The sequence below is a fragment of the Pradoshia sp. Z6_59 genome (assembly GCF_058267515.1).
In genome coordinates, this window is sequence record NZ_JBZCPP010000014.1 from 46648 (window position 1) to 62621 (window position 15974).

Below are 15974 nucleotides of genomic sequence, written 5' to 3' on the forward strand. Positions count from 1 at the left end.
CCGCCATCTCGTTCCTCCTTATCACTTATAAAAATATAAGGCTAGCAACCTAGTTGGCGGGATATAACAAGTCGCTGAATTTCTGAGGTACCCTCGCCAATCTCCAATAATTTCATATCACGCAAGTAACGTTCCACTTCGTATTCACGCATATATCCATATCCACCATGAATTTGAATCGCCTGATTGCATGTACGGAATCCCATTTCAGAAGCAAATAGCTTGGCATAGGCAGATTCCTTTGTGAAATTCTTTTTTTGATCTTTAAGCCAGGCAGCCTTTAATACCATATTTCTCGCCAGCTCAATTTCCATTGCCATGTCAGCCAGCTTAAATTGTATAGCCTGAAACTTAGAGATGGACTGTCCAAACTGGATTCGTTCCTTACTGTAAGCAAGAGCTTTTTCAAAAGCCGCCTGTGCAATCCCAACAGCCAAAGCTGCGATTGAAATTCTTCCGCCGTCCAGTGTATATAAGAATTGTTTAAATCCTCCCTCAGGATCTCCAAGGAGGTTTTCCTTTGGAACTCGTACTTGATCGAGGATAATTTCTGATGTATTCGAAGCTCGAACACCCATTTTGTCGTAATTGCTAGTAATTTTTAGCCCTGGCGTATTGGTTGGTACAAGAAAGGCGGAAATAATATTTTTTCCGGCATTGGTCTTACCAGATACCGCAGTGACCGTAAGCGTTTCTGCAAATCCTGCATTTGTAATCCAGCACTTTTCTCCTGTAATTACGTACTCATCACCTTCTAGCACGGCCTTTGTTCTCGTCCCTCCGGCATCTGATCCGGCATTAGGCTCCGTTAATCCAAATGATGCTAAGGCCTTACCACTTGCCAATGGAGTTAAGTACTGTTGCTTTTGCTCCTCGGTTCCAAAATAATAAATCGGACTCGATCCAAGTGATACAGCAGCTGCATAGCTCAAGCCGGTACCTCCACATGCTTTTCCAATTTCCTCTACAGCAAGCGCATAAGAGATCGTATCTCCACCGGAGCCTCCGTATTCTTCTGGAAAAGGAATTCCGAGCAGACCTAATTCACCCATTTTCTTAAATACTTCTTCAGGGAATCTTGACTCCCGGTCTAATTCAATCGCAATTGGCTTAATTTCCTTTTCCGCAAATTCTCTTGCCATATTGCGGACCATCTTTTGCTCCGTGCTCAATTCAAAGTTCATTTTCATCCTCCTACTCTTTTGTGAAAGACCGACTGGTTGGTCTGTTATAGATATGTAAGCGCTTTAATTATGTGGTAAAAAAATGTCCGTATTTCCTTTTTGCCTCTTCGGTTAATAGAGCATGCATAATAAAGTCAGTAAAATACACAGAAATCTGATCCATCGGCATTGGCCCGTTTCGTTGATACCATTTTGAGGTCCAGTTCACAATTCCCAATATGGCAAGACCACTGATTTCAAAAGGAATCTCTTTTCGAAAATCTCCGGAATCCTGACCTTCTTTAATGACTTCGTATATTAATAGCCTGAACTCATCCCGCTTCAGTTTAATAGTTGAATCCAGTTCCGGTTTTAAATATTTACTTTCCTGATAAAAGACTGATATGTGAGATTGGTAGAGATCAAATACTTTCGTAAACGAGTAAATAATCTGCTGAAGTTTCTCTGGTGGAGTTTGATAATGGTGGATAGCCTCTTTGGCTTTACGTAAGACATAGGAGATAAATGTGTCGTGTATAGAGAAAAGCAATTCATCCTTTGATTGAAAATGGTGATAAAAACCACCCTTTGAAGTATCACTGGCCTGAACAATATCATTTACTGAAACACCATGAAAGCCATGCTTTTCAAACAACTTAACAGATGTATCCAGAATGCGATCCTTTAATTCCGTTTTCTTCACCCCTCTCCATGTTCATTTATTATGATTTAGATTCTAACTTAAACTTCACAAAATTGTCAAATTATTTAATTTATTCAAATATTTAGGTTTGAATTAGCTAGTTGAAATAATGTGATGATTTTTAATGAAATCGAAACATGTAGCACCATTAAATAGATTCTAAGAAAGAGCAAAATCATTTCTTAAATATTAAAGACTCGCTAATCAGATAGCGAGTCTTTAATACATTGATTATACTTATTTTTCCTAATCTAATCATACTAGTTATCCTACCAAAATATTCTTCAGTTGATATTTTATTAATTAACGAATTTCCCGCCTTTTCCGGCTGCCTCCCAGTAATCATTCCGAAGGACTACCTTTTGTATTTTCCCAGAGGCTGTTTTTGGTAGTTCCTTTACAAAGGTTGCTCCTGTTATTGCTTTAAAATGGGCTAACCTCTCTCTTGTAAATGCAATTAATTCCTCTTCAGAAACGTTTCTTCCCTCTCTTTGAACAATAAAAGCATGCGGAGTTTCTCCCCACTTTTCATGAGGAACAGCGATTACCGCTGCTTCTAATACATCGGGGTGGTCATATAACACGCCCTCAACCTCGATGGAAGAGATATTTTCTCCTCCGCTTATGATAACATCTTTCTTCCTATCGACAATATCAATATGTCCATATTCATCTACAGTAGCCATATCTCCCGTATGAAGCCATCCGTTTTTAATCGCCTCCATCGTTGCCTCTTCATTCTTCCAGTATCCTAACATGACTCCATTACTTCTTGTGATGACTTCCCCAATCTCTTTACCGTTATGCTCGACTTCTTCGCCATGCTCAGTCACAACTTTAACTTCACAGCCAACCATCGATATCCCCGCCTTCGATTTAATTCGGTATTGTTCCTCAGTAGATAATTCCTTTAATTCTGAGCGAACAACTGAAATCAAGCTTAAAGGAGAAGATTCAGTCATTCCATATACTTGTATGAAATCCCAGCCCAGCTCTTTTTCCACTCGTCTAACAAAGGCTGGCGGTGGTGCCGAACCGGCAATGACAACTCGAACTGCTTGTTCAATATTAGAACTATTCTGGTCGTAATATTGCAGGAGTGAATTTAACACGGTTGGAGCCATATGCATAACGTTTACTTTATGTTTTTCGAGGGCAGAAAAAATCATCTCAGGCGTCGTTTTTCGAGAGCAGACCTGAGTAGCACCGTTAGCCGTATAATAAAACGGAGAACCCCAACCATTGACATGAAACATCGGTAAGACATGAAGTAAAACATCTTCATCCGTTATGCGAAGATGATGCATAGTACTTAACGCATGAATATAGTTATTCCGATGAGTCAGCATGACTCCCTTTGGATTCCCGGTTGTTCCACTTGTATAAAGAAGGCTGGATACATCATCTTCTTCTAAAGGAAATCTCTCAAATGCCTCGTCACTTTGCTCTTCCAACCAAACATCATATCCTACCTCTTCTGTCTCTGAATCTTTATAATGAACAATAATTTTTTCAATCGTCTTTAGCTTATCTTTAATTGGCAAAATCAAATGGTAAAGGTCTTGATCAACGAATAAGATTTTCGATTCACTATGGTTTAAAATAAATTGATAATCATCTGGCTTTAATCGACTATTTAGTGGTACCATCACACCACCTAATTGGAAAATTCCATAAAAGCCCTCCAACATTTCAACAGAGTTTGGCGCTAAGTAGGCAATGCGATCCCCTTTTTGAACCCCAAAATTCTTTAAACCGTGAGATAACCGATTAACTCTTTCATTTAGTTCATGATATGTAAACACCCTGTCTTCACATATGATAGCCTGCTTGTCCCCATACAAGCTTACGGCCCTGTCTAAGAATTGCGTAAGTATTAATGGTACATTCATTACTGTATCCCCCTTTACTAAAATCAAAATATTCCGAATTAATCAAGCGTAAATATTCTTTCCAAGTGATGGGAGAATCAATTTTAATTCTGATATTCATACGGAACATCAATTTCTTAAAATCTCTTCCCGCTAAAATATTCAACTCTCTCCCAAATAATTAATTCGACAAGCAAGAACTATATTTCCTGCAATAATAATCAAAAAGAAATATAAAAAAAGCAATCCGAAGAATGCTTGAATGAAATAAACCCTTATTGCTTGCGGTCCATATGGAAAAATAAATCAGTCTTACTTTGATGAAATTAAGAAATTTAGACTAGTAAATTGACAGGGTGGGGGTCGCTGGTTCGAACCCAGTCGGGATCATACTTTCCAGAAAGGCTTAAGCCCATGTGTATCAAGGGTTTGAGCCTTTTTTCTATTATTCAGTAAAAACCCGATTTCACCTGTATTTTTATACATTGCACAAATACTGCACAGAAGCTCCACACGACACTGCACGAGCCCAGCCTTTCCAAAGGGTTCAGCTGTCTCCATTGTTTCCGTTAAATCCAAAATGTTCACCAAACCGATTCGCTGTCCGCTTCTGCATTTCCTCATTTGTATGGGAATAGATATCGAGTGTAATCCCAACTCTGGCATGTCCTAGCCGCTCACTAACCACTTTAGGATTCTCTCCCATCCTCATTAATATCGTTGCATGAGTATGTCGGAGATTATGGAAGGGCATGTAAGGAACACCAGCTAGCTTGATTAACCGCCGATATTTTCTTAGCAGATTACGTGGCTCCATATACGTTCCGACAGAAGAAGCGATAACAATTCCCAATTCATTCGGCACTTGAATCTTTTTGAATTCTACTAATGCATCTCGTACATCAGGTGAAAGAAAAACTTCACGTACAGATTGAGCCGATTTGACTGTCTTCACATATAAGCCCTTCTCTTTCGTCCTAACCAACGACTCGATTACATGAATTTCACCTTTATCCAAATCGATGTTATTCCAGCGAAGCGCTAATAATTCACCGCGTCTCATTCCGGTGAAGATAGCCAGTAAGAAGGGAATCAGTTCGCCCTCCCGCTCACAGACTTCTAAGAATGTTTTCGCTTCTTCAACTGTCCAAGTTTGCTTACGCTGTTTATGAACCGTTGGCGGTGTTGCATCGCGAGCAGGATTGTTCTTAATCAGTTCCCATTTCACTGCTTTTTGCAGAGCCTTGGAGAGCAGATTATGCATCTTCCTCACCGTTGCATTCGCCAATCCTTCCTGTAGCTTGGCAGCATAGAACTGACGATATCATAGGTTGTAATCTTGGATAGCGGCGTTGATTTAAAATGTGGAACTAGATGGTACCGGACTATCGGTTCGGCTTTCTCATATGTTGGCAGCTGGACTTCGTGCTTGTATGTCTTATGCAGCCAAGAATTGATATACTCATTAAATATTGTCTTTTCAGGCTCCGTATACTCTCCGGTACTAATTTGTAATTGAAGCTTTGCCATCTCTTCCAGCGCTTCACGTTTGGTTTTAAAACCACTGCGATAAATCTGTTTTCTCTTACCGGTATGCGAGTCTACACCGGCATCAATTCGAAATGACCATACCTTACCAACTTTTTTAACTGACAATAAAAAGACCTCCAAATTTTGTGGATGGAGGTAGGGTTGGTAATAATATGGACAAAAGTTTTAAAATGAAACGTTTTAAAAAGATCTAACAAGAGGAATAACTAATATTCGAGGTAATGTTAAAAATATTCATGCTATTTTTATTAGTTAATGTTACCAGTTAATTATACACGCTACCAGTATCAGATTGTTTTACTACAGCTTAAAGTAGAATATCTTTTAAATTTTTTCTAAATCTTCAGAGTAAAGTGAGAGCATATGATATTAATAAGTGAGAACGCAGCTTTTCACCTGATTGCGTTAGAAATTGCTTAATTGAATTAACAATCCCTCATAATAATTCCTTCCCCTGTAATACCTAATCAGAATCTATCTTTCATTTCTAATTCTTTATACTCATCCAAAATAGTGTATTTTATGTCGGATTCATTATCGAGCCAACATATGAACCATTTCTCTTTTCTACTACGCTCGGATATCTTCTCCATATAAAAATTCCATACTAGAGTTAAATTTTTTCCCCTTAAAAATTTTTCCAAATAATCTGCTCTAAATAATAAGTTGCTTTCATATCCAAAATACTGAGCATCAAATGCAACTAAATTATCTTCACTATCCTTCCAAATACCCTCAGCAATTTGAGTTAGCTCAAAGAATTTAACTAAATTAGCATTCGGCAATAGGTAGCTACAAGAAGTTCTTTCTCCAGAAGCAGGATTGATATTTGCTTCCCAACGATATTCCCGTATTGCATCTTCATATTTATTACCTTCAGATTCACTTTCATAAGAATTATCTATATATGATGGATGCCAAAAATATTCAAATGCAAATACACCATACGGATTTGCCCAAGATATACTTAAATCTCCTTTCTTTTCTGATTTCAAAGCTATATATTTTTCTTTATCTTCATTAGGTAAAAAAATTGCTTTAGAGTTTATGAAAAATTCATCCCTATCAACAAACTTTTTACCATATTCTCTTTTTTGTACCAGTAATTGAGCTAAAGATATATAGTTATTGCCTTCGTACTTAAAAAATATAAATTCATTCAGATTATTAAATTCCTCTTTACTTAGCGCCCATTCTTTATTAGGACTATATGGCAAATAATTTTTAGCTAGATAAAAATTTTCGTTTTTTTTAGGATACTCTAACAAACTTGGGTCAATATTCCGTAAAAATGGTTCCCACGGTCCATTATAATTCTTGTAATATTCCTTTTTAATTTCGAGTATATGTTCTTCTTCTTTTAAAGGTTCTTCAATTTCCTCTACTTCTAACTCTTCATCTTCCTCAGATTGACCTTTTAAAAATTCATTGAAATATAGAAAATCCCTTTCACTTTGTAATTCCTTATATCTTTGAAATTCCGAAGTATATATCTTCCTCTCTTTATATATAGGGTAGTTATCTGTTAATTTGGCTAAAAGCTCATATAACGCAATCCACTGGTACTTTTTCCCGATTCGTTCTATAGGATTTTCATGTCTGCTATAATATCCTAAATTTCTATCATAATGACCATGTATTTTTTCATCATATCCATATTCAATAATTCTCATTGTAGCAATATTACTTAAATCTTGGTCATTAAATTGATTTTTCCATTCATATAAGGCACTACCAAAGACATATCTTCCAAAATCCCCGTAAGCCCCAGTTCCTCTTCCATATTCAGTTGTCATAGAACTAATTATTTGATGAAATCCGCAAAACTCATTGTTACCAATTTGCTGCATTTCTTTTAACTTATTATCAACTTCTTCCAATGTAACAGTTTTTTCATACCAATTACTAGAGTATGGAGGATTAATATTTTCATACTTCTTAGTATCAATAGTGCCTTTATTAGCAGCAAATAAAATAATACCTCTCGCATAATCTCTAATTAGAACATTCGGGTAGACTTCTTCTTGTTCAAATATTTTAGTACAGATAATATCAATTATTTTTTCTAAATGTGGAACATCATTTGTCCTAAGTATTGCACCATATGCACTTGCAAGCAGTCTTTCCAATACATAGGGATCATTAACATCAATGAATAGTTTAATATTCTTTAAAATAATTGATGGTTCATTCATATACAGTTTTACTAAAGCCATAGTAGAAAGATCCCTTAGCTTACGATCTGTAGACGTAAATAGCCAAATAATGCTCAAAGAAAGCAATTCAAAATTTTCATATTTAAAGTGTTTAAAGCTTAAATTTCGATTTAATATGATTTCTACAAGTCGTTTTGGCACTTCTGAATTATTATTTATAGATATAGTCCAGCTTCCATCCCTCTTAGACATTGTCATAGGATAGATGTTATCATGTAAAAAATTCGCATTAAAAGGTGATTCGATAATAAAAGACTGCTTTAATAAGTTTTCATATACTAAACTTTGTAAAACTTCATTTTCCTGTCTAAGGCATATATTTATCCAATACAAAGTTCTCTCATCTATATTTTGTACATTTCTCCAGGAGATTCCTCGAACAAAAGATTCCGCTATAGGAAAAGTTATAAACTTACTATCAACTAAATCTAATAATTCTATGTTTAGTTTTTCAGGAACAAGTATTGAAAGACTCTCATAAACTCCATAATATAGTGGACTATCAGATGATATTATTTCCTCAAAAAGTTTTTTATTTCGGTCATATTTTCCCAATAAAACTAACGATATATATATATCTGCAAATCTTTCATAAGTGAAATATACTAAACTTTCACCACGATAACCTGAATTAATTGATAAAATATTTTCTTCTTCTAATCCTAAAATCAATGATCTATAACCGCTGGTATATGGACTAGCTGTATTATCTAATATTTCATAAAGTTCACTCAACTCTATGGAATAACTTTTATTTTCAATAAATTTTGCAGCAATTTCTTTCAAAATTTTATCAACCAGATTTAATGAGTTGGTGTATGAAAATCTTAGATCGAGTGATAATCTACTATTAATCTTACTTATATACATTTCTAATACCTCAACTATACTCCAACCTCTATACCCTTCATATTCTTCTTGGAATGCTTCACAATAAATGTGTAAAAATAAAGGGTTATAGCACTCATTTTCTAAAGAAGGAAATACTAATGGATTTATCTTATAGTAATTAAAAAAAGGCTCTAATGCATCAAAACCTAAATTCTTAAATCCCTTATGTTCTAATTTTTGTAACGGAAAGTCAGCTTCAATATTTTCAGGTAATACACTTCTTACGTAGTTACTTCTTACAGATAAGACCACAGCAATATTTTCATACTCCTTAATAGAATTCAAAAAATTCACCAAATAATTGTTCCAAAAATACTTTCCTTCTCCTTCATTTAAAGCATCTATTATAATTACAGTTCTCTTATTTTTTTTATTCGCTCTATCATTAAATTCTTTCAGAAAAGACTCTTTAAAACCTTTATATTCAATCAAGCCAAATAATTGTTTGAAAGGATGATCACGTGTGTTTAAATGTTGACCCAAGAATAAGAAAACACTATGTCCTTCTTCCTGCAATCTTTTAGCATTATCAGCTAATAAATGTGATTTACCTATTCCTGCATCTCCATATATCATTAAAAACGGCTCATTAATTAAAATTGGCCTTACCAAATCTATGTAATCATTAAATTCTCTATTATCTTTATTTATTGCGTGAATTAGATTGATTAAATCTTCCCTTATATTCTTTCTTACTTCTTGATATAGCTTGTTTCTCACTCCCTCTACTTCCGCAATAAAACTATTAATCTCTTCAGAAAAATGTTTTAAACTACTTTGTAGATAGAATTCTTTGTCTTCACAGTCAATCTCTTTTAAATACTTTAATATTTTTTCGATAAATTTTATATCATCGTACCCTAACTCTTCTTTATGTTTATTGAAAGTTTCACTAAATTTCATAATACTCAGTTGCAATTTACCCAATAACTCACTAAAATTTTGAAAGAATCGCTTATTTCCTACTAACGAATCAAAGATTGCATTATAATCAGTTTCTACATTCGCCTCTGAAATATATCTTTTACCTAAATCTAATATATTTTGATTCAGTATTTTCTCTAAATGTTCATCCGTGTATTTTTCCAAATAAGCTCTTTCTTGAATTTCTATAACATTTTTTTCAAAGTAGTCCCGTAATTTCACATTACTTTCTACAATGCTATTTTGAATATTAGATAAAATACTCATTTCATTTGACTTAAAATTTTTATCTCTGTAATCTTCAAGATATGTAATTAAATCTTTTAAATATTGATTTACTACAGGATGGCCTTCTATTTCTTTAAGCTGCACTGACTTTCTATAAAGATTTATTTCATTAATTGCAAGTTTAGATAATTGCTCGACAAATGCCGCTTTAGAAACAGAGTTATAAGTAGCTCCGAAAACATAGTTAAATATTAAAAGTCCATTTTTTTCGTCATTTAAAAACTTTTGGAATGCATTTGAGTCGACAAAAGTATCGTTATACTCTTTTTTAAAGGTTTTTATCTTATTAAGTTTCCACTTTATCTTTAATCGTTCTATAAACTTTCCACTTATTAAAACCACTAATTTTCCAATTAAAGGTTTGACAACAAATGAAATATCTACCATTTCCTATACCTCACTATATCTATCTCATCGCATAGCTATGATAAGATTTTTGTTAGAATTAACTTCCTCTTACTAGTAAATTTATCCTTTTATGATCCTGATTACCAAACTAATTCACTTGTTATTCCTTTTAACAAGTTGGACAGTTTCTCAGTATTGTAAATGCAGTAAACACTTTACCCATACCTAGCTTGTCTACGCAAAATATTTCACTTTGGATTTATATCTATGATACTCCTCCTAATATTTATTCTTACTTGGAAAACCAGAGCAGATTAACATTATAAATTTTTAGATTATTCAGATTAAAACAAAGTATTACATATGTACTAATTTATTTAATTTTTATTTTTCAATCAGTAATAAACAATTGAAAAGCAAACTGAATTAAATGTTAAATATAGCATTTCAAATAGACTTGTTTTTCTTTATTGTATAATTTTTCCTCAACCTTTACTACTTAACTTCGCTAATTTATTACAAATTTTCCATATCATTTTAATTCATTTGCCAATCATTTAATTATTAATGTGTTTTCTTTATGTAAAAGATACAAAAATCCAGTTGATTGTATATCACTAAACGGTTATAACCTATTAATTCACGAATTATTAAATTTCTTTCATTACCTTTTCACATTCTCCCTTGAAAATCCAATTTCCAACATAGCCTTTTGAATTTCCGAATGAGATTCCTAGTAAAATTTATTTAGGATAAGGAAGACCTTACTTCATAATTGAGCAAGGTCTTCCAGATATGAAGATTAAATATTGATCAAAAGATAAATTATTTTTCCGCCAATATACTATTGAATACCTACAAATGACATTTACAACTCTATCATTGTCATTCTATGATTTTTATATAGAAGGTTAATTAAACATACCTTCTAACACACATGTTGTTTCCCGCTGCATATCCAAATCAGTATGTGAATAGATGTCCAACGTTATCGCAACATTTGCGTGACCCAATCTTTCACTTACAATCTTAGGATTTATTCCTTCCCTCATTAAGATAGTTGCGTTTGTATGACGTAACCCATGAAAAGAAATTCTTTTCACTCCAGCCTTCTTAACATGATTATCAAAGGTACGGGATAAATTACGAGGATAAATTGGTTTACCATCCACTGTGCTGATTACTAGATTTTTAGAATGGTAAGCTGTCCCCATACGTTTCTTCATGATATCCTGTTCCTTTTTTAATTCAGCCAGAGCGTCTAGCAGGCTTTTGGGTAGAAGCACATCACGTAAGGAATTCGGGGTCTTGGGTGTCGTAATGCTTAATCCTTTCGATTTAGTAGAGACTAAAGTTTCTTTCACGCTGTAAACACCCTTCCCAAAATCAAGGTTCTCCCATTTTAACGCAAGGATTTCTCCCCTTCTCATCCCTGTATGCAGTGCCACTAAAAAGGCAACCTTCCATCTGAATTTTTTACATGATTCTAAGAATTGCTTAGCCTCAGTCGCTGACCAAGTTTCCTTGTCTTCCTTTTCAATTGAAGGTCCCTTCACTTTAGCAACTGGATTCTCCTTAATGATTTCCCAATCGATAGCTGTTTGAAAAGACTTGCTTAACACATTCTTTATATTTTTAACCATTGAGGGAGACAAACCCATCTAGCTTTTGGGAGAAAAATTCTTGGATTTCGTATGGTTTAATCAAACCCACTTCAAACTTTCCAAACTTCGGTAAAAGATGAACCCTGACAATACTTTCAGCTTTTTCATATGTAGAAAGCTTTACTTCATGCTTATACACATTGTGCAACCATTTGGGTAAGAATGATTCCATTAATTCTTTTTTTGGATGGAAGTATCCTTCTCTATTAATCTTTGAAAGCAATTCGGCTTTTGCATATTCTGCCTCTTTTTTTGTCTTAAATCCACCTTGATACTTCTGTTTTCTTTTTCCTGTTTGCGGATCTTTACCGATATCTATTCTAAAGGACCACTTTTTTCCGTTTTTCTGTGTAGACATGTTGTATCCCCCTTATCCTGTCACCTTATTTGTATTCTTCTGTAGCCATGCCATGAACTCATGGGCCATAACGCGCTTATTTCTGCCAATTCGAATGGTTGGGAAGTCGGTATGGTCCATTAGTTCATAAGCAGATGCTCGGGATATTTTAAGCATTTTAGAAATGTCCATTGCTGTTAAGATTTCGAAATCATTCATTTTGTTTCTCCTTCTCTGGATGAAAAAATTTTATTATTTTAGTGAATATATATATCTTTTGAAAAAAATTAAAAAATCCTACTATCAAATTAAAATAATTTCTAAATTCATATTTAACTCTGATAACGTGACTATTACAGAAGTGATGTTAACAAATTATTTTAAAGAAAAAGTCACTTTCCTCAGTTTTTTTCCTCAAAATCGCAAAACAGTTTATTTGTCCTATTTATTTCTTACATTTAATAACATTCATTGATATTTAATGATTCCATCCATAGAGCAACCACAAAATAAATAAATTAAAAAAATTCTTTAAATCAGGTAGGAACTTATAAATAAACAAAAAAAGTATATGGGTAGCTTAATCACATCAAGATATTTATAAGAGGAGGAATCAGGAATGGAATTAAGTAATTCTTTCATTTATTCGCAGAATGAAGTAGATAAAGAAACTGAAGTAACAACCGAAGATTCTACCAATGTATTATTGTTTGATTTATATCTTCGCTCATTAACAATCGCTTGTAACCGACACCAAATCTCAGATGAGGTTTTCGCAAGATTTATGGAACTGTATCAGTTACAAAAGGAGAGAGTTTAAATGTATTTGGGACTCGAGGATTTAAATTTACCCGGTGCAGAAACAGAAATATATCGCTTCAAACGAATCGATGTAAAACAGGACGAGGTATACATCCAATTAGAGCTTATTTTTGAAGAAGACAGTTAACGTTAAAGGTATAGAAAGACCACTTTCCGTCAACTATGTATCTAACTGGAGGTGGTCTTTTATGGAATATAAAGTTAACAAAATAACTGTAATGGAAGAATCTAATGAGTATGGGACGATACTAATCAGCCGACTAATCGAAAAGGTAGTTTTAGCTGAATTAAATCTCCCAATTGGAAGTCAATCTACTATCCTACAAAATCTATATCAACAGAAAGGTGATTTAAATGATTATACAAATAGATAAAATAACCATTTTCCTTAATAAAGTAAGTACTCTCCAACAGAGTTTGGAAATGCAGCTTGCTGCCAACCAGAGGTTCCGAGACATGCTAGATGAAGATGAATACATTGAAATGAATGAAATCGGAGTTTCAGCCAATAAATTAAAATTCTCTGAGCGGAAGAAGATGCAGGATATCATTCATATCATTAAAAAGAACCGAGTAAAATCCCTATATGTGTACGATAGAAGTCGCCTAACCAGGAATTTCTATGAATATTTAGAATTGGTTACGTTGTTTATTGAGCATAATGTTGAGGTTATTTTTACCACTGCTGATACGTCTTATCCAGCTTTTAGTTCTAATTATTTAATTGAAGGATTTAATGGAATCATGATAGAGGAAGAAGGCAGATCCATTAGCCGTCGGGTTCATGATTCCTATAAGAAGTTTCCAGGAAATAAATTTGGTTATAAGCCTAATAAAGATAACGGAAAGACAACCTATCCTATTAACTCACAGTATGTTGAGGTTATCACTGGTTTATACGAAACAGCACTTGCTTGTAAAGATATTATTACTTTCGTTGGTGTACTCAATAGGTATCAATCCATACTTAAAAAAAAGAAACCTACGAAACCTACTGATATAATACGAATTCTTACTGACCCCTTCTATGCTGGAATAGAAATCCAAAATAAAAAAATATACACCTTGAACCATGTCGAGCCCTATATTTCTCAAGAATTATTTCTCAATACTCAAAATGCACTCAATGCTTATGTAAGTAGGATTAATTTAAACCTTTCTCAACGAGCGAACGAAAACTTTTTAATCCCTTATTGCGGTATTTGTCAGTCTAAAATGAAGTACAGAAAAAATAACATCGGGAAATCAGGAATGTACGTATGTTCAAAAGGGCATCCAAATAGAAAAATCACTATTAGTGTAGATGTATATAATACAATGCTCATTCAACATCTATCAGACTATCTGAATAATTTGAACCACGAATCCATCACACTTTTAGTTACAAGGTCCATAACGCATTACCAACAGTTCTTTAACCGTAATTTACTAACAATTATCAATAAAATAGAGCGATTGGAGATGGAAATCGCTACTCTCGACATAGAACTATTTCAATCAGTTGCATTTGTGGAACATAAGCTAGAAGGCCTCAATATCCTAAAAGGTCAACGAAAAGAAATACTTGAAACATTGTCCAGACTAGATACATTTCAAATGAATATCAAGACTTTGACAGAACGAATAAAAATCACCCATGAATTGAGTGAAGATGAATTAGTCAGTATGGCAGACCAATTAGTCAAAAGAATTTTGATTCATGAAAATACGATAAACATGGAGCTATATTTTAATGAATTTATAAATAATACCGAAATCGAAGGGGTAGAATTACATGTCAACTAACAAAAACATTCAATCAACATCTACAAGTGCACCAAAAACCGGAGCCGCTTTGCTTCGACGTTCTTCATTAAAACAATCTGGTAACAATTCTTTTGACATACAATTAGATGCGATTCGTAAATATAGTAAAGAAAAAGGATACTACATACCGGAAAACTTAATATTTGTAGAAGATGGTGTCTCAGCTTTTAAAACACCAGCCAGTAAACGAAAAGCGTTGAATCAGATGAAACAAGCTGTTCTCACCCATAATGTGGATGCTTTATTTTTTTACGATTTTTCGCGTATCGATCGCAAGATTTATTCCTTTGTATCAGAATTCTATTATGAGGTCATTAAAAAGAAGCCCCATATAAAATTCTTTACCACCACTAAGTTAGATAATTGGACACCAGAAGACTTAGATGTAAAGTTACAATTTTTAATTTCCAACTCAGAATCATTAGACAAATCCAGACGAGCCATAGATTCTCAAATAAATGATTTATCACGGCAAGATAGTAAACGTCCAGGATCTACCGCTCCATATGGATATAATCAAATCGATAAAAAATTAATACCAAATGATAAAGCCCCCCTACTATTGTTTATTTTCCATCTAAGTTCTTGGGGCTATTCCACACAAAAGATTTCTGAGATTTTGAATGATGCCGGTATACCTTCCCCTTCCGAGAAAGAGAAGTGGCCTTCAAGTACCGTTGATGAAATCATCAAAAATCCTATCTACTTAGGTGATTTAAAGTGGAAAATCAGACAATCCTATAAGGAAAAGAAAGAGTTTTTAAAAGAGAATTCACATAAACCTATCGTTCCGCTTCTTCTATATGAATTAATAGAACAAAATCGAACGTTGAAAAAAGTTTACAATAAATTGGAGACTCCTTTTCTGTTTGCTGGGCTTTTAACCTGTAAGAAATGTAATCAAAAGCTACAACACAAAAATAGCTCAACAAAAAAGAATGGGATGACTTATCTTTATCAAAAATACCAATGCAAAAATTGTCATTATGACTTAGACCTTAATAAACTTAACCCTATACTTTTAAAGAGTATCCAAGAGCATTTTTCTGTTTCTTTCAGAATAAATACTGAAACAATTTCTAATGTCCTTCAAACCTCAATTGATAACTTGCAGCAAGAAATGGACTTATTAAAAATTACAGAGCAAGAAATATTGAGAAATGAACAAATGGCTGAGTCTACAAAGCTAAATCTAAATAGTCTATTCAGAAATGTAAAAGCTAAAATAGATAGTAAAAAAGAACAATTGGTACAACATATTAATAAACTTCATGTTCACCATCTGAATTAAATGCATTTTTAGCAAATTTACATCAATTAGACTTCTCAAAACTATCCAATACAGAAGTAAGGGTCATTCTCCTCTACTTTATCAAAAGCATTGTCGTAG

The 15974-nt window shown here is 33.6% G+C and carries 14 protein-coding genes; 5 read left to right on the forward strand and 9 right to left on the reverse strand.

The genetic code is table 11. The features are described 5' to 3' along the window. Positions 1-41 precede the first annotated feature (41 nt). The 9 genes from AC4D4B_RS14200 to AC4D4B_RS14240 all read right to left on the reverse strand — a co-directional run bounded on the left by AC4D4B_RS14200 (position 42) and on the right by AC4D4B_RS14240 (position 12175). Positions 42-1184: an acyl-CoA dehydrogenase family protein gene (locus AC4D4B_RS14200; protein WP_490994631.1), complete on the reverse strand. Its 1143-nt coding sequence runs from the start codon at positions 1182-1184 to the stop codon at positions 42-44. A gap of 67 nt (positions 1185-1251) precedes the next feature. Then, positions 1252-1866 (reverse strand): TetR/AcrR family transcriptional regulator, encoded by a 615-nt coding sequence (locus AC4D4B_RS14205; protein WP_066104057.1) that lies wholly within the window; start codon positions 1864-1866, stop codon positions 1252-1254. Between the two features lie 299 nt (positions 1867-2165). Beyond that, entirely contained in the window at positions 2166-3758 is a 1593-nt protein-coding gene (locus AC4D4B_RS14210; protein WP_491000313.1) for a long-chain-fatty-acid--CoA ligase, read from the reverse strand. Between the two features lie 526 nt (positions 3759-4284). Next, entirely contained in the window at positions 4285-5001 is a 717-nt protein-coding gene (locus AC4D4B_RS14215) for a site-specific integrase (protein ID WP_491000339.1), read from the reverse strand. Between the two features lie 5 nt (positions 5002-5006). Then, positions 5007-5393, reverse strand: coding sequence for an Arm DNA-binding domain-containing protein (locus tag AC4D4B_RS14220; protein ID WP_491000314.1), 387 nt, complete (start codon positions 5391-5393; stop codon positions 5007-5009). Positions 5394-5755: 362 nt separating this feature from the next. Further along, positions 5756-9994 (reverse strand): NACHT domain-containing protein, encoded by a 4239-nt coding sequence (locus tag AC4D4B_RS14225; protein ID WP_491000315.1) that lies wholly within the window; start codon positions 9992-9994, stop codon positions 5756-5758. Positions 9995-10866: 872 nt separating this feature from the next. Next, positions 10867-11598 (reverse strand): tyrosine-type recombinase/integrase, encoded by a 732-nt coding sequence (locus AC4D4B_RS14230; protein ID WP_491000316.1) that lies wholly within the window; start codon positions 11596-11598, stop codon positions 10867-10869. Continuing rightward, a complete protein-coding gene (locus AC4D4B_RS14235) occupies positions 11591-11977 on the reverse strand; it encodes an Arm DNA-binding domain-containing protein (protein ID WP_491000317.1) in 387 nt (128 codons plus the stop codon). Before AC4D4B_RS14235 ends, AC4D4B_RS14230 begins: the two co-directional genes overlap by 8 nt. Positions 11978-11989: 12 nt before the next feature. Further along, positions 11990-12175 carry a helix-turn-helix domain-containing protein gene (locus AC4D4B_RS14240; protein ID WP_491000318.1) on the reverse strand — a complete coding sequence of 62 codons (186 nt, stop codon included), beginning with the start codon at positions 12173-12175 and terminating at the stop codon, positions 11990-11992. A gap of 400 nt (positions 12176-12575) precedes the next feature. Between AC4D4B_RS14240 and AC4D4B_RS14245 the strand changes: the two genes are divergently transcribed. The 5 genes from AC4D4B_RS14245 to AC4D4B_RS14265 all read left to right on the forward strand — a co-directional run bounded on the left by AC4D4B_RS14245 (position 12576) and on the right by AC4D4B_RS14265 (position 15875). Next, positions 12576-12776, forward strand: coding sequence for a hypothetical protein (locus tag AC4D4B_RS14245; protein WP_491000319.1), 201 nt, complete (start codon positions 12576-12578; stop codon positions 12774-12776). Beyond that, positions 12777-12905, forward strand: coding sequence for a hypothetical protein (locus AC4D4B_RS14250; RefSeq protein ID WP_491000320.1), 129 nt, complete (start codon positions 12777-12779; stop codon positions 12903-12905). A 61-nt stretch (positions 12906-12966) separates the two neighbouring features. After that, on the forward strand, positions 12967-13152 hold the full coding sequence (locus AC4D4B_RS14255) for a hypothetical protein (protein ID WP_491000321.1): 186 nt from the start codon (positions 12967-12969) through the stop codon (positions 13150-13152). Continuing rightward, positions 13133-14563, forward strand: coding sequence for a recombinase family protein (locus tag AC4D4B_RS14260; RefSeq protein WP_491000322.1), 1431 nt, complete (start codon positions 13133-13135; stop codon positions 14561-14563). The genes AC4D4B_RS14255 and AC4D4B_RS14260 overlap by 20 nt, the downstream gene beginning before the upstream one ends. After that, positions 14553-15875: a recombinase family protein gene (locus tag AC4D4B_RS14265; protein WP_491000323.1), complete on the forward strand. Its 1323-nt coding sequence runs from the start codon at positions 14553-14555 to the stop codon at positions 15873-15875. Before AC4D4B_RS14260 ends, AC4D4B_RS14265 begins: the two co-directional genes overlap by 11 nt. Positions 15876-15974 lie beyond the last annotated feature (99 nt).